This is a genomic window from Longimicrobiaceae bacterium (assembly GCA_035936415.1).
GTDB lineage: Bacteria > Gemmatimonadota > Gemmatimonadetes > Longimicrobiales > Longimicrobiaceae > JAFAYN01.
This window is the reverse complement of sequence record DASYWD010000176.1, coordinates 1-14,172: the sequence shown is the minus strand read 5'-3', so window position 1 is coordinate 14,172 and position 14,172 is coordinate 1. Positions and strand designations below refer to the sequence as shown.

14 protein-coding genes are annotated in these 14,172 nt (G+C 72.4%); 9 read left to right on the top strand and 5 right to left on the bottom strand.

Annotated elements, in window-relative coordinates; genetic code table 11:
• Window positions 1-321 (top strand): hypothetical protein (locus VGR37_06865; GenBank protein ID HEV2147105.1); only part of this gene is annotated, 321 nt, incomplete at its 5' end.
• 299 nt (window positions 322-620) lie between these two features.
• Here the strand turns inward: VGR37_06865 and VGR37_06860 are convergent.
• Complete coding sequence (locus VGR37_06860; GenBank protein HEV2147104.1) at window positions 621-1,394, bottom strand: DUF3800 domain-containing protein; 774 nt, start codon at window positions 1,392-1,394, stop codon at window positions 621-623.
• A 166-nt stretch (window positions 1,395-1,560) separates the two neighbouring features.
• Between VGR37_06860 and VGR37_06855 the strand changes: the two genes are divergently transcribed.
• Window positions 1,561-4,218, top strand: coding sequence for a M1 family aminopeptidase (locus tag VGR37_06855; GenBank protein HEV2147103.1), 2,658 nt, complete (start codon window positions 1,561-1,563; stop codon window positions 4,216-4,218).
• A gap of 22 nt (window positions 4,219-4,240) precedes the next feature.
• On the opposite strand, the gene VGR37_06850 is transcribed toward VGR37_06855, so the two are convergent.
• From VGR37_06850 to VGR37_06840, 3 genes are all read right to left on the bottom strand, one after another.
• Window positions 4,241-4,711 (bottom strand): hypothetical protein, encoded by a 471-nt coding sequence (locus VGR37_06850; GenBank protein HEV2147102.1) that lies wholly within the window; start codon window positions 4,709-4,711, stop codon window positions 4,241-4,243.
• A 200-nt stretch (window positions 4,712-4,911) separates the two neighbouring features.
• Window positions 4,912-5,484: a hypothetical protein gene (locus tag VGR37_06845; GenBank protein ID HEV2147101.1), complete on the bottom strand. Its 573-nt coding sequence runs from the start codon at window positions 5,482-5,484 to the stop codon at window positions 4,912-4,914.
• Window positions 5,485-5,564: 80 nt separating this feature from the next.
• Window positions 5,565-6,923: a hypothetical protein gene (locus VGR37_06840; protein ID HEV2147100.1), complete on the bottom strand. Its 1,359-nt coding sequence runs from the start codon at window positions 6,921-6,923 to the stop codon at window positions 5,565-5,567.
• Window positions 6,924-7,218: 295 nt separating this feature from the next.
• Here VGR37_06840 and VGR37_06835 point away from each other — a divergent pair, with 295 nt between their 5' ends.
• Both VGR37_06835 and VGR37_06830 read left to right on the top strand, forming a co-directional pair.
• Complete coding sequence (locus VGR37_06835) at window positions 7,219-8,037, top strand: SDR family oxidoreductase (GenBank protein HEV2147099.1); 819 nt, start codon at window positions 7,219-7,221, stop codon at window positions 8,035-8,037.
• Between the two features lie 67 nt (window positions 8,038-8,104).
• Window positions 8,105-8,653, top strand: coding sequence for a hypothetical protein (locus VGR37_06830; GenBank protein ID HEV2147098.1), 549 nt, complete (start codon window positions 8,105-8,107; stop codon window positions 8,651-8,653).
• 86 nt (window positions 8,654-8,739) lie between these two features.
• Here VGR37_06830 and VGR37_06825 read toward each other — a convergent pair whose 3' ends face one another.
• The gene (locus VGR37_06825) at window positions 8,740-9,120 is read right to left on the bottom strand and encodes a DUF1622 domain-containing protein (GenBank protein ID HEV2147097.1); all 381 of its coding nucleotides are present in this window, start codon (window positions 9,118-9,120) and stop codon (window positions 8,740-8,742) included.
• Window positions 9,121-9,179: 59 nt separating this feature from the next.
• Between VGR37_06825 and VGR37_06820 the strand changes: the two genes are divergently transcribed.
• The 5 genes from VGR37_06820 to VGR37_06800 form a co-directional block, all read left to right on the top strand.
• Window positions 9,180-10,250: a methyltransferase gene (locus tag VGR37_06820; protein HEV2147096.1), complete on the top strand. Its 1,071-nt coding sequence runs from the start codon at window positions 9,180-9,182 to the stop codon at window positions 10,248-10,250.
• Between the two features lie 121 nt (window positions 10,251-10,371).
• A complete protein-coding gene (locus VGR37_06815) occupies window positions 10,372-11,847 on the top strand; it encodes a sodium:solute symporter (protein HEV2147095.1) in 1,476 nt (491 codons plus the stop codon).
• 138 nt (window positions 11,848-11,985) lie between these two features.
• On the top strand, window positions 11,986-12,795 hold the full coding sequence (locus tag VGR37_06810; GenBank protein HEV2147094.1) for an undecaprenyl-diphosphate phosphatase: 810 nt from the start codon (window positions 11,986-11,988) through the stop codon (window positions 12,793-12,795).
• Window positions 12,796-12,980: 185 nt separating this feature from the next.
• Window positions 12,981-13,652, top strand: coding sequence for a transglycosylase SLT domain-containing protein (locus VGR37_06805; protein HEV2147093.1), 672 nt, complete (start codon window positions 12,981-12,983; stop codon window positions 13,650-13,652).
• A 123-nt stretch (window positions 13,653-13,775) separates the two neighbouring features.
• A partial coding sequence (locus tag VGR37_06800) for a hypothetical protein (GenBank protein HEV2147092.1) occupies window positions 13,776-14,172 on the top strand: 397 nt, incomplete at its 3' end.

Sequence of the window (14,172 nt, the reverse complement as noted above, 5' to 3'; positions counted from 1 at the left end):
GCGCTGGCGCGGGACGGCTTCGGCGGGGCCGCCGCGGCGCTCGGGGCGGAGCTGGCCGCGCTGGAGGCGACGCCGTGCTGCCACTGCATGCTCCGCCACATGCTGGAGTCCATGCTGCGCGTGGCCACCCTCGCGCCGGTCCACGCCGCGCGCGCGGAGGAGGCCGGGATGCGGAGCACGGCCGGGCTCTCGCGGCTCCTCCTCCGCCTGCACCTCCTCGCCCTCTCGGACGCGGCGAAGCTGGACGTGCTCGCCGCGCCGATCCAGGCGCGCGGCATCCCCATCCTCTGCCAGGACGTGCCGCCGATCCCGCCGGGGTGAGCGCCGACCAGTTCGAGCCGGTCCTGCCATCGGTGGTCTGGTGCGGTAACAGGCCCAGGCCGTGCAGCCACCAGGTGTGCCTGCGTGCATTCCTCTCCGTGTTCGCCTCGGGGGCTTGTCTGGGAGATGCTGCGCCTGCGTTCTCCCTCCCATTCGATGGGCCCGGATTGAGGTGAATTCAACGGATTTAGAGGACGATTGACAGAGCAGGGAGCAGGGTTTACCTTTAGGGTAATCCGGTTTACCCGGAGGTGGATGGCGAAGCCATCGGAAGGGCCCCACTCGGGGCCCTTTTTCGTTTACCTCATCTCCTTACCGACTACGAGATCGGCGCGACGCAGGTGCTTGGCCTCGAGTGCCTCGGCCACAACCGTTCCGAACGGGGCGATCTCCTTCTCCAAGAGCCCGTTCTCCTGCAGGATGATATTGCGGCAGGGGTGGGCCACGAGGTCAGCCAGCTGGAGGCCCGCGACGTTCGCGGCCTTCGGCTTCACCTTGAGCTGTCGGCTGCTGAGCACCGCCTGGAATCGTTCGGCGCTGACGTTCTCTGTGCCCTGCATCCAGATCCGGGTGAACTCCTCTTTCAGGCGCATGTCCTCGTTCTTTCCCCGAGACTCCGCCATGGCGTCTGCCTGGGCTCCTTCGTCCTCCAGGAACGGGACAAAGTGCTCGAGGAGCACGCTCAAGCAGTAGTGATACGGGTCGTAGCGCCACTGACGGTATTTCTCGAGGTAGCGCTGCTTGTCGAGGCAGACGCTGATGAGGGTGTATTCCCAACGGCGGAAGCACTCGAGGACGGCTGCATCGAAGGCGCCGCGGACCTGCTCATCCTCCAGGCACTCGAAGGGATGCTTCCGATTGACGATCTCCTTCCGGTGGAAGATGACGGGCTCGTCCGGATGGTGGGCCTCGAAGAAGCTGGACTTGAGTGCCTCCATCTGCGGATGGACCACCGCAGCGGTGTGCGTGAGGTCGAGGACCACTCCCGTCAGGCTCAGATAGCGGTGATTGGGATTCCCCGAACTCTTCATGTCGGAGTTGCCCGTCTCGTCGATGTAGACGCGATACTTCACAGGCGGGATCCTCTCGGCTGCGGATGGAGCCGAAGGATAGACGAGCCTCACGGCAGTCCGCAACCGTGCCCCCGCTCCGAATCCGCCCTGGCGCTTGCCACGCGCTGGGATTGCGGCCACATTCCACGGCGTCAATCCGCACAGTTCCCCCACAGGAGTCCCGTCCATGCGTCTCCCGGCAGTCCTCGCGTCGCATCGGTCGGAACGGTGGACGTGGGCGGCGGCGGCCGCGCTCCTCCTCCTCGCCGGGTGCGCCACCGCGGGCCGCGGCGGCCCCGACGTGAGCGCCTTCATGCGGCCGGGCGTGTCGCTCGAGCTGGCGCGGGAGCGGGCGCGCACCCTCTCGGACGTGCGCTACGCCCTGTCGCTGGACGTCACCCATGTCGACACCGCGCGCGGGCGGGTCGCGGTTTCGTTCGACCGGAGGCCCGGCGCGGGCGACCTGGTGGTGGACTTCCGCGGGCTGGAGCTGGACAGCGTGGCCGCCAACGGCGCGCCCGTCGACGACCACACCTGGGCGGAGGGGCACGTCCGCATCCCCGCGCGCCACCTCCGCGCCGGCGCCAACACCGTGGCCTTCCGCTTCGCCTCGCGCATCGCCCCGGCCGGCGCGAGCGTGATCCGCTACGAGGACCCCTCGGACGACGCGCGGTACCTGTACACCCTGCTCGTCCCGGCCGACGCCAACCAGCTCTTCCCCTCCTTCGACCAGCCGGACCTCAAGGGCCGCTTCCGCGTGGAGATCGTGGCGCAGCCGGAGTGGAGCGTGCTCGCCAACGGCCCGCTCGCCGCGGTCGACACGCTGGCGCCGGGGCGGGTGGCGTGGCGCTTCGCGGAGACGGAGCCCATCTCCACCTACCTGGCCGCCTTCGCCGCCGGGCCGTGGCGGCGATGGGAGTCCGCGCCGGCCGGGGGGCGGCCGATCACTCTGTACGCCCGCCGCACCGTGGCGCGCGACGTGGACGCGGACACGCTGCTCCGCAGCAACCGCGACGCCCTGGAGTGGCTGGAGCGCTACTTCGGCATCCCTTTCCCGTTCGCCAAGTACGACATGCTCCTGGCCCCCGCCTTCCCCTTCGGCGGGATGGAGCACGTGGGGGCGGTGTTCTACAACGAGAACACCTTCGTCTTCCGCGAGCCCCCCACCCTCAACGAGCGCCTGTCGCGCAAGGCCACCACCTACCACGAGGTTGCACACCAGTGGTTCGGGGACCTAGTGACCATGCGGTGGTTCGACGACCTGTGGCTCAAGGAGGGCTTCTCCACCTACATGGCGGCGAAGATGCAGGACGAGCTGGACCCCGGCTCGGAGGCGTGGAAGACCTTCTACCTGCGCAACAAGCCGGTCGCCTACGGCACCGACGTCACCGAGGGGACGGTCCCCGTCTGGCAGGACCTCCCCAACCTGGACCTGGCGAAGGGGAACTACGGGCCCATCGTCTACAACAAGGCGCCCTCCATCCTCAAGCAGCTGGAGTTCCTGGTGGGGGAGGACGCCTTCCGCGAGGGGCTGCGCATCTTCCTCCGGCGCCACGCCTACGCCAACGCCACCTGGGAGGACCTGCTGCGGGCCGTCGAGGAGGCGTCCGGCACGTCGCTCGAGGCCTTCGGCGCGCAGTACATCCTCCGCGCGGGGATGCCGGTGGTGGAGACGGCGCTCGACGTGGACGGGGGCCGCATCGAGAGGCTGGCGCTCGTGCAGCGCCCCGCGCGCGCCCTCCCGGGCGACCGCGGCGGGTGGTGGCCGGGGCGGGTGCGGGTGCGCCTGGGCTACCGCGACCGGCCCGACAGCGTGCTCTCCGTGGCCTTCACCGGCGACACCACCGTGGTGGCCGCGGCGGCGGGGCTCCCCGCGCCGGACTGGGTGTGGGCCAACGAGGGGGACTACGGCTACGGCCTCTTCCTGCTGGACCCGCGGAGCGCCGAGCACGTCCTGCGTCACGTGGGCGAGACCGGGGACGGCCTGCTGCGCGCCATGCTCTGGGGCGCGCTCTGGGACCTGGTGCGCGAGGCGCGGCTGGACCCGGCCGTGTACCTGGCGCTCACCCTGCGCGAGCTTCCCCGCGAGCGCGACGAGCAGATCGCCGGGACGCTCCTGGGGCGCGGCGCCGCCGCGCTGACCCGCTACCTCCCCGACGCGGAGGCGGCGCGGCTCCTCCCGGAGTGGGAGCGGATGCTCCTGGCCCGCGCCGGGAACGACTCGCTCTCGTACGGGCTGCGCAAGGCGGCCCTGGACACCTACCTGGCGGTGGCCCGCACCCCCGAGGCGCGCGGGGTGATGCGCGAGTACCTGGCCGGCACCCGCCGCTTCGCCGGGGAGCCGCTCCGCCCTCCGAGCCGCTGGGCCGCGGTGGCGCAGCTCCTGGCCGTGGGCGACCCGGCGGCGGACTCGCTGTACGCGGCCGAGGCGGCGCGCGACACCACCCCGGAGGCGGCCCGGCGCGCCTTCGTGGCCGGGGCGGCGCGTCCGGACCCCGCCGCCAAGGCGGAGTACTTCCGCCGCTACCTGCGCGACGCGTCGCTGAACGAGGAGTGGGTCACCGCCTCGCTGGGCGCCTTCAACGACCCGGCGCACGCGCGGCTCACGCTCCCGCACCTCCGCCCGGCGCTGGAGGAGCTGGAGTGGATCCGCGACAACCGCCGCATCTTCTTCCTCCCGCGCTGGATCGGCGCCTTCCTGGGCGGGCAGACGGAGCCCGCGGCGCTGGCGGAGGTGGACGCCTTCCTGTCCGCCCACCCGGAGCTGCCCCTGGACGTGCGGCGCAAGGTGCTCCAGGCGCGCGACGAGCTGGAGCGCACCGTGCGGATCCGCGGGCAGAGCTGAGGCGCCGCGCCCGGCGGTGCGGTCAGGACTTCTTCCGCCCGCGCCCGCGAGGGTACTGGGGCGGCTCGTCGTCCGGGCCGCGCGGGCGTGGAGGAGGAATGGGGGGCGGGGCGGGAGGCGGGGGCGGCTCGTCGCTCTCGTACAGCTCCGCGGTGCGCTCCAGCCAGGGCGGCACGTCCGCCGCCGCGCGGATGTGGACGTGCCGCAGGGCGCGCACCATCTCGTCGTACGCGGCGCGGCGGTGCTCGTCCGGGATGCGGTTGAGGAGGTAGGTGAGGTAGATCGCCGCGACCTGCGGGTCGGGGTCGGTGGGGAGGTCCTTCCGGTACTCGTCCATGTACAGCTTGCGGAGGAGCTGCATCGTGGCGTACACCGGGACCGAGCCGTGGAGGAACTTGTCGATGGTGGTGTGCGCCACCCTCCTCTCCAGCTTCTTCTCCGAGACGAAGCGCAGCGAGAAGGTGCGGGTGTACACGGCGAAGAAGGCCCTCATCCGCTCCAGGAGAGGGCGTCGGGGCGGCTCTCCGCCCTGTAATTTCCGTACACCATCGTCGCCGTTACACTGTATACTTTACGGGCCGGCCCCGGGGTGCGCAAGGGCGGGCGGTCCGGGCCGCTGACGCCGAACGGGGGCCCCGGAACGATGTCCCGGAGCCCCCGTTCGTTTCGGCGCGGACGCATGCCGCCGGAAGGTTACTCCCTCCAGCGCAGGTCGAACGTGATCTGCCACTCCCCCGCGGCCACGCGGGTCTTCCCCCGCTGCTGCTGCGTCAGCTCCCGCCCTCCCGCCATCTCCACCGCCTTGGTGGAGAAGCCGAGGCAGGCGGGGGGGAGCCAGTCCAGGAACATCTCCGGAAGCGTGAACACCACGGTCGCGTGCTCCCGGCCGGACTCGGGGACCTCCACCTGCCCGGCCGCGAAGAAGCGCGTCCACAGCTTGGGGTAGTTCCCGATCACGAACGAGGGGTTCGCGAGCCGGAAGAACACCTTGTAGATCCGGTTCAGGCTCTGGTCGGCGATGAAGGAGTACATGCGCGCCAGCTCGGCGTCGTTGCGCATCCCCGTCTCCTGCGCGAGCGCGGTCGCCATGGCCTTGAACGCGCTGAAGGGGTACACCTCGGTCGCCAGGAAGATGCCCTTCCACACCCCTGCGGCGGGGTCGGGCATGCGCGCCAGCACCCGGTTCCAGGTGTCCCGGCCATACGCGTCGAGGACGAACTGCTTTCCGTAAACGAAGTTGGGTCCGCGTGCTACGGGGTGCTCCACCAGTTGCCTCCGTGATGAGCTCGGTCGTGCGGAAGGGGCCTGCGCGGCTCCGGGCCGCGCAGGCGCGGGTGTCGTGCGGCTCAGCGGCGGCGGATGCGGATCCCGTGCGGGTCAGCCCGCTCCACGCCGTTCGCGTCCCGGTTGCTGATGGGGACGACCGCCTTCAGGGTCCCGGTCCGGCCGCCCTCCTGTACCTGGACGATCCCGATCCCCGGGGTGCTCCCCGTGGCGACGTGCGGATCGCCCGTCAGCGGGTTGGGGCCGCGGAGCGTCACGAAGATCCGGCTCCCGGAGGGGGAGATGTCCGCCAGGTCGGGGGTGGGGTCGTCGCTGACCGCGCCCGCCAGGGCGACGGTGCCCGTGTGGGCGCCGGTGGCCGCGTCGAACACCTCGGCCACGTTCGCGTCCCGGTCGAACACCCAGAGGTACCGCTCGTCGCGCGACACCACCATCCCATGGCCGTCGCGGTCGTGCTCGTCGCTGGAGAAGAGCACCTGCGGCGCCGGGAGGTTGGGCGCGTGCGACGGGTCGTACCCGGTGAGCGGGAAGCGGAAGACGTCGAAGCCGTGCAGGTGCGACGCGGTCCCCCCGCCGGAGTTGATGTACATGGAGCCGGCCGCCTCCGCCCCGCCGCAGCCGTTGGCGCCCACCACGCTGCGGTCGTACTCCGCGACGATCCGCATGGGGGTGGAGCGGGCGTCCACCACGAACATCCCGCCGCCCCGCAGGGTGGTGAAGCCGTAGTCGCCGGTGCCGTCGACGATCGGGCAGATCGGCGCGTTGTCCGGCCGCAGCGCCGGGGACTGGCACGGGAGCCCGTTGGGGGTGGTGCAGGTCGCCAGGTTCAGCGTCGCCGCGGAGTTCAGCACGAACCGGTTCGCGGCGTAGTCGGTGTCGATCCGCTCCAGGAGCTTCCCGTTCTGGTTGGCCACCAGGATGTACGAGTCGTCGGGAGAGGGGAAGGCGGCGTGCGCCTGCCGGGCGCCGCCCGCGCCCGCGGAGGTGCGGATGCAGCTCACCGGCTTCCGGGCGGCGGCGTCGAAGACCACCACGTGCCCGCTCGTGACGAACGACAGCACCGCGTGCGTCTCCGCGCGGTTGAAGAGGAGCATGTGCGGACGGACCGGGAACGCCCCGGTGGACTGCCTGCAGAGGGTGCTGGTCTCCCCCGAAAGGTCGAGCGTGGCCTGCGGAGTGGCGGACGCGGCGGCGTCCCCCATCAGCATCGCCCCGTCGTGGATCAGGATCCTGCCGCCGTAGCTCACGCCGGAGGTGTTCGACTGGTCCACGGTCCACACCTCGAAGCCGCCCCGGCTCGCAGTGCCGGCGGAGGTGCTCGCCGCGGCGTCGGCGGGGCGGGTGGGGGTGGCGGGGTCGTCGCAGCCCGAGAACAGCAGGGCGCCGGCCCCGACGCAGAGTGCAGGGAGAACGCGTCGCATGGGACTCACGGAAAGTTGAGGAGTGGAGCTTGCGGCTCCCGATGACGGGACCGGAGCCGCGGAGGAGTCACGGCCAGGGCTGTCCCCGCTTCCCGGGGGAGCGTGGGGGAGGGGACGGCCGTCGGCTGTGAGGAGTGAGGCATTGTAGGCGCGAACGGGCCCGACCGCAAGGTTCCCGGCTGGACGTGCGCGGCGGGCGGCCCGGGCCGTGGAGGTTGCCGCGGCCACGGCAGCCCCCCATCATACGCCGTGAGGCGCCGGCGGAGACGCACCCCCCGACCCCAGCGAGCAGCCCATGAGCGACCCTTCGGTGTTCCGGGAGAACGTGGTGGTGGTCACCGGCGCCTCCGCCGGGATCGGCGCGGAGCTGGCCCGGCAGCTCGCCGACCGGGGCGCCTGGCTGGCGCTGGCGGCGCGCGACGCGGCGCGCCTGGAGGAGGTGGCGGCGGAGTGCCGGGCGCGCGGCGGGCGGGCCGTCGCCGTCGCCACCGACGTGGGGGACGAGGCGCAGTGCGCGGCGCTGGTGGAGCGCACGGTGGCCGAGTACGGCCGGCTGGACACGCTCGTCAACAACGCCGGCCTGAGCATGTGGGCCCGCTTCGAGGAGATCACCGACCTCTCCATCTTCGAGCGGATCATGCGCGTCAACTACCTGGGGAGCGTCTGGTGCACCCACCACGCGCTCCCGCACCTGAAGCGTGCGCGCGGCCGCATCGTGGGCGTGTCCAGCCTCACGGGAAAGACGGGGGTCCCCACGCGCAGCGCCTACGCGGCGAGCAAGCACGCCATGGCGGGGTTCTTCGACTCGCTGCGCATCGAGCTGGACGGGACCGGCGTGTCCGTCACCATGATCTACCCCGGCTTCGTCTCCACCGGGATCCGGGAGCGGGCCTTCGGGCCGGACGGCAGCCCGCTGGGCGCCGGGAACAGCCCCGTGCGCGAGCGCGAGGTCATGACGGTGGAGGAGTGCGCCCGCCGCATCGCGGAGGCCGCGGCCGCGCGGAAGCGCGAGGTGGTGATGACCGGCCGCGCGAAGGTGGGGATGTGGCTGAAGCTGATCGCGCCGGGGATGGTGGACCGCATCGCCCGCAACGCCATCGCCAGGGGGCGGTGAAACTCCCGCCGGGCGCCTCCCGTACGGGGGCGGAGACGAGCCGCTCCAACCCGCACCGGAACCGACCATGAGAGCCGTCCTCCTCCTTCTGCCGCTCCTCCTCGCCTCGGTCGAGGCCGCGCCCGCGCAGCAGACCGCGCAGAGCCCCACCGGCGTCAGCGTGTCGAGCAGCGACGCGTCCGACTCCCCCGGCCGGATCGGGCGGCGGCGCGACCCGCGCGACGCCCGGATCGCCATCAACACCAGCAACGGCATGGTGACGCTCCTCCTGACGCAGGAGGTGATCACGATGCAGCTCACGGACGGCGGGCTCCGCCAGATCGGGCGGGACATGCGGAAGGAGGAAGAGGAGGCCGCCGGCTTCTTCGCGCAGGTGGTGAAGGCCGCCGTGCGCGGCACGGTGGAGACCATGCTGAAGCGCAGCGTGGAGTACCCCGTGAGCGAGCTGCGCGACGCGCACTACCGGGACGGGCGCCTGGTCTTCACCGGCATGGACGGCGAGCGGGTCTTCGACTCCGTGAACGTCAACGGCACCGAGGTGATGGAGAGCTTCTCCGAGGCGGACGCCCGCGCCTTCGTCCGGGAGTTCCGCCGTGTCAGGGCCGCGACCCGCTGAGGCCGCTCCGGCCAGCGTGCCGTGAGCCCCCTCCCGCCGCTGCAGGCGGGAGGGGGCTCGCGCTTCGCCGCCGCCGCACGCAGACTTCAGCGCTCGTCGCGCGGCGTGTGCCCCTCCATGCGGCTGGCCTGCCAGGGCCAGTAGCCGTTGATCTCCACCTCCAGGGAGAAGCTGAGGAAGGTGCGGATCACCACGATGAGGGCGAGGACGCCCAGGCTCTCGAAGGTAGGGGCCACCGCGACGGTGCCGATGATGTCCGCGGCCACCAGCAGCTCCAGCCCCAGCAGGATCCCGCGGCCGAGATGGCTCCGGTAGCGGTGGTAGGCCGCCTCGTACTCGCGGGTGGCGAGGACGCGCTGCAGGAAGACGAGCGTCGCGGCCACCGCCGCCAGGACGATGACGGAGATGCCGGCCGCCTCGATGGCGCGGGCGGTCCCGTGGGCGAATGCGTCGAAGGACTCGGGCATGGAGCACGTACGGGGACGGGGTCCGTGTTGGCCCTGCTCTCCTCCTCCCGGATCGCAACATGCGCTCCACCCTCCCCGTCCCCGCCATCCCGGTGAACGACCTCACCCCGGAGTACGAGTCGCACCTCGCCGCGAAGGAGGCGCGTGTCCGGGCGCTCCTGGCCGCGTGCGCCCTGGAGCTTCCCTTCGCGGGGATCCTCCGCTGCCCCGTGGAGCACGGCTGGCGCGGGCACGCCAGCTTCCGGGTGTTCCGCGGCGGCGGGGAGGCGAGGGCGTTCGGGGTGGACCCCAGGCGGGGGCGCGTCCCCCTGGAGGAGGCGCTCTGGACGCTCCCGGAGGAGGTCCGGCCGGCCGCGCTCCGCGCCCGCGACCTCCTGCTGCGCGGTGATCCCGCGGGGGCGGTCCACGGCTTCGAGCTGCGCCTGGAGCACGGCACCCGCCGCGCGCACCTGGCCGTCTCCGCGCCCCGGGAGGGGGCCGCTGCGCTGGAGCCCCTCTGCCGCATGCTCCTGGACGGGGTGCCGGGGCTGCTCGGCGCTTCCGTCCCCTCCGCCGGGATCGAGGCCGGCGAGGCGTACCTGGCGAACCGGCTGCGCGGCACGACGGTCCTGGCGCACCACCGGGCCTTCTTCCAGAGCAACCTGCGGCTCGTCCCGGAGCTGGTGGAGGCGGTCCAGCGTCCGCTCGGCGCGCCGGCCGCGGTCGTGGACCTGTACTGCGGCGCGGGGCTCCACTCCGTGCTCGCGGCCACCCCGCGGACGCGGGTGGTGGGCGCCGACAACAACCGCTGGGCCATCGAGAGCGCCCGCCGCAACGTGCGGCTGCACGGTCTCGCCCGGGCGGAGTACCTGCGGGAGGACGCAGCGCGCTTCGCCGCGGCACGTGCCTTCGACGCCCCGGACGTGGTCTTCGTGAACCCCTCCCGCTTCGGCTGCGGCCCCGGGGTCCCGGAGGCCGTCGCCCGCTGGCGCCCCTCCGCCGTCTGCCTGGTCTCCTGCTCCATCGACGCCCACCTCCGCGACGCCCTCGCCTTCGTCCGCGCCGGCTACCGTCCGCTGGCGCTCCGCAGCTTTGACATGTTCCCCTTCAGCGACTTCCTGGAGAGCGTCACCCACTTCGCGCCTGCGTAGCCGTCGCACGGCACCGGCGTTGTTGCCGCGGCAGGCGGACGCTACCTTCCCCGCTTCCATCCCGGAGAACGCAGCGCGGAGGAGGAGGCATGGGGGAGCGGAGCGGCGGGGCGGGGCCCGGATGACGGGGGCGTTCACCACGCTGGACGTGGTCGTGCTGGTGGCGTACGTGGCGGGCGTGACCGCGTTCGGCACCTGGCTGGGGCGGAAGCAAAAGGACGCGCGCGACTACTTCCTGGCCGACCGCTCCATCCCCTGGTGGGCGGTGTGCTTCTCGGTGGTCGCCACCGAGACGAGCGCGCTGACCTTCATCAGCCTCCCCGCCACGGCGTACGGCAGCGACCTGTGGATGCTGCAGCTCGCGGCCGGGTACCTGCTGGGGCGGATCGCCGTGGCCGCGCTCCTCCTCCCCGGCTACTTCCGCGGGGAGATGCTGACCGCGTACGCGCTGCTGGAGCGGCGGTTCGGGCTCGCCACCCGCCGCTTCGCCTCGGTGATCTTCATGGTGACGCGCGCCTTCGCGGACGGGGTGCGGGTCTTCGCCACCGCCATCCCCATCCGGCTCATCACCGGGCTCCCCTACTGGCAGGCCATTCTCCTCACCGGCGCCGTCACCCTGCTGTACACCTACCACGGCGGGCTGAAGGCGGTGATCTGGACCGACGTCGTGCAAATGTTCCTGTACGTGTTCGGGGGCGTGGCCGCGCTGGTGGTGATCCTGGGCGACGTGCCGGGCGGGTGGGACGCCCTGGTGGCCTCGGTCCCGGCGGAGAAGTGGCGGGTCGTGCACCTGGACGGCGGCTTCGCGGACGCCCGCTGGCTCCTCACCGGGGTGGTGGGCGGCGCCTTCCTTTCCATGGCCTCGCACGGGGTGGACCACCTGATCGTGCAGCGGCTCCTGGCCTCCCCCTCGCTCCCGGACGCGCGCCGGGCGCTGCTGGGGAGCGGGGTCCTGGTGATCCTGCAGTTCGCCCTGTTCCTGGTGGTGGGGGTGGGGCTCTACGCCTTCTACCGGGGGCAGGCGTTCGCCACCCCGGACGAGATCTTTCCCCGCTTCATCGTGGAGGAGCTCCCGCCGGGGGTGACGGGGATCGTGATCGCGGCGATCCTGGCGGCGGCCATGTCCACCGTCTCCTCGTCGCTGAACTCGCTGGCCTCGGCGAGCACCTTCGACCTGTACGCGCCGCTCGCCGGCCGCGTGGGCGACGACGCGCACCTGGCCCGCGTGGGGAAGGCGTTCACGGTCCTGTGGGCCGTGGTGCTGATCGGCGGGGCGATGCTCTTCGAGCTGGCGTCGCAGGGGACGCCGGTGGTGATCGTCGCGCTGCAGATCGCCTCCTTCACCTACGGGGGCCTCCTGGGCGGCTTCCTCTTGGGGATCCTGGTGCGCCGCGCCGACCAGGCCGACGCCGTGCTGGGGATGGCGGCCGCCATCGTGCTGATGGGCGGGCTGTGGGCCGCGCAGCAGTTCGGCGCGATCCCCAAGGTGGTGGACACCCTCTGGTTCGCGCTGATCGGGTCGGCGGTGACCGTCGCGGCGGGGACGCTGAGCAGCCTGGTGCGGGGGAGCCGGGGCGCTCCGCCAGCAATCACCTGACGCGGCGCGGCTCCCCTGCCCGGCATGGCGATTGCCACCGCCCCCGTGACCCTGCTCGGGCTCCGGGGGCGGCTCGCCGGCCGGATGGCGGCGGAACGGACCGCGGGGCTCCTTCTTTTTTGACTGCGAAAGCGAAGAATGGACTGGATACTCCTGCTCAAGGCGGCGGTAATGGGGCTGGTGGAAGGGGCCACCGAGTTCCTCCCCGTCTCCTCCACGGGCCACCTGATCGTGGCGGCCAGGTGGCTGGGGTTCGACGAGTACCGTGGCGCGGAGACCTTCGAGGTGTTCATCCAGCTCGGAGCCATCCTGGCGGTGGTATGGCTGTACCGGGCCAAGATCTTCGGGGTGCTCCGGGCGGCGCCCACCAGCCCGGAGGCGCGGCGGCTGATCCTGAACATCGCCATCGCCTTCGTCCCGGCGGCGGCGATCGGCTTCCTGGTGCACGACTGGATCAAGGAGCACCTGTTCAGCCCGTTCGTGGTGGCGGTCGCGCTGGTGGTGGGCGGCTTCCTCATCCTTGCCGTGGAGCGCTGGCACAGGCCCTTCCACACGGAGACGGTGGACGACATCCGGCCGCCGAGCGCGCTCTGGGTGGGGCTCGCGCAGATCCTGTCGCTCATCCCGGGGACCTCGCGCTCGGGGGCCACCATCATGGGCGGGATCGCGGTGGGGCTGTCGCGCGTGGCGGCGACGGAGTTCTCGTTCTTCCTCGCCATCCCCATCATGTTCGCGGCGTCGTTCTACGACCTGTACAAGAGCCTGGACACGCTCAGCGCCGCGGACGTGCCGGTGTTCGCGGTAGGGTTCGTGGTTTCCTTCCTCTCGGCGATCGTGTTCATCCGGGCGCTGATCCGCTTCGTCTCCAGCAACACCTTCGTCCCCTTCGCCTGGTACCGGATCGTCTTCGGCGGCATCCTCCTGGTGCTCTACTGGGGCGCACGGTAGGGCGGACGGAGCGACGGGAAGCTTGACCCGGGCGGGGTCCCGCGCCATACGTTCCGGGCGACCCGGGGCCCCGCGGCACGCCGCGGGAGTGCCTCCGTACGCCGAACCGGAGCCAGGAGGAGACGCTGCGCCCCACACCGGATCCGAACCGACCCGCGGTCCCGCGGACCCGCCCGCCGCGGTGGATGCTCGCCGCGCTCCCGGCCGCCGTGGCGCTGGGGGTGGCGGTCGGGGTGCGGGCGCCGAGCGTGTCGCTGGCGCTGGGCCCGCGCCGGGGGCCGCCGGACACCATCCGCGCCGGACGGATCTCCATCCCCCGGCCGCCGCCCGTGGTGCAGGCGCCCTACCTGGAGCGGGCGGTGGCGCGCAAGTCGCCGCGCGAGGTGGCGATCTCCGAGCTCGCGCTGCGCTACAACATCACCGGGGCGCTCGCCCGCACCATCCACGACGCGGCGATCGAGCAGGGGATCGACCCGGAGCTGGGGTTCCGCCTGGTGCGGGTGGAGAGCGTCTTCGACGTGAACGCGGTGGGCCGGGGCGCGGTGGGGCTCACCCAGCTCATGCCGGGGACGGCGCGCGCCATCGACCCGGAGGTGGACACCCGCCGCGAGCTGCTCGACCCGCGCACCAACCTGCGGCTGGGCTTCACCAACCTCCGCGAGATGATCGAGCTCTTCGAGGGCGACGTGCGGCTGGGAGTGATCGCCTACAACCGCGGGGAGGTCGCCGTGCAGCGCGCGCTGCGGCGGGGCCAGGACCCCGAGAACGGCTACGGGCGGCTGGTCCTGGGCGGGCGGGCGCACGGCGGGAAGCCGTACGCCGGAACAGGGCTGCTGGAGGCGCCCGGGAAGGAATGACCCGCCGGGCAGGCGGATCGGCACCGAACATTTGACGCCGTCGCGTCGCCGCGATAACTTCCCGGCGAGTCACGAGCCGGTCCCGCCGTCCTCCGCGACACCCCGATCCCGAAACCCACGTCCATGAGCGAACGCGGCTCCAGGACAAGACGCTGGCGGGTCCCGCCCATTCCCGCCCCGGCGCAGGAGCGGCTGGTGGGCGCCTCGCTCCTCGGGGAGACCGAGGGAGAGCTGGGCGCGCTTCTCTGGCGCACCCTGCGCACCGTCTGCGCCTGGGCGACCACCCCTCCGGTGGACCGTTCCGCGCTCTTCGCAGCGGGCGCGCGCGACCAGCGCATGGCCGACCTGCTGGCGGCCGCGCCCGCCCCCGAGCTGGAGCGGTCGCTCCAGCTCCTGGCGGAGGTGCTGACCGATCCGGCCCGCGCTCCCGCGGAGCGCGTGGGGATCGCCTGCCTCACGGTCGCGGCGTGGGCGCGCGGAGCGGGGAAGCCCGCGACCGCGCTGGAGTTCACCCGCGCGG

Coding starts and splice junctions, on each gene's coding strand:
- VGR37_06855 (HEV2147103.1), top strand. CDS start 1,561: ATGCGTCTCCCGGCAGTCCTCGCGTCGCATCGGTCGGAACGGTGGACG.
- VGR37_06850 (HEV2147102.1), bottom strand. CDS start 4,711: ATGAGGGCCTTCTTCGCCGTGTACACCCGCACCTTCTCGCTGCGCTTC.
- VGR37_06840 (HEV2147100.1), bottom strand. CDS start 6,923: ATGCGACGCGTTCTCCCTGCACTCTGCGTCGGGGCCGGCGCCCTGCTG.
- VGR37_06835 (HEV2147099.1), top strand. CDS start 7,219: ATGAGCGACCCTTCGGTGTTCCGGGAGAACGTGGTGGTGGTCACCGGC.
- VGR37_06830 (HEV2147098.1), top strand. CDS start 8,105: ATGAGAGCCGTCCTCCTCCTTCTGCCGCTCCTCCTCGCCTCGGTCGAG.
- VGR37_06825 (HEV2147097.1), bottom strand. CDS start 9,120: ATGCCCGAGTCCTTCGACGCATTCGCCCACGGGACCGCCCGCGCCATC.
- VGR37_06820 (HEV2147096.1), top strand. CDS start 9,180: ATGCGCTCCACCCTCCCCGTCCCCGCCATCCCGGTGAACGACCTCACC.
- VGR37_06815 (HEV2147095.1), top strand. CDS start 10,372: ATGACGGGGGCGTTCACCACGCTGGACGTGGTCGTGCTGGTGGCGTAC.
- VGR37_06810 (HEV2147094.1), top strand. CDS start 11,986: ATGGACTGGATACTCCTGCTCAAGGCGGCGGTAATGGGGCTGGTGGAA.
- VGR37_06805 (HEV2147093.1), top strand. CDS start 12,981: ATGCTCGCCGCGCTCCCGGCCGCCGTGGCGCTGGGGGTGGCGGTCGGG.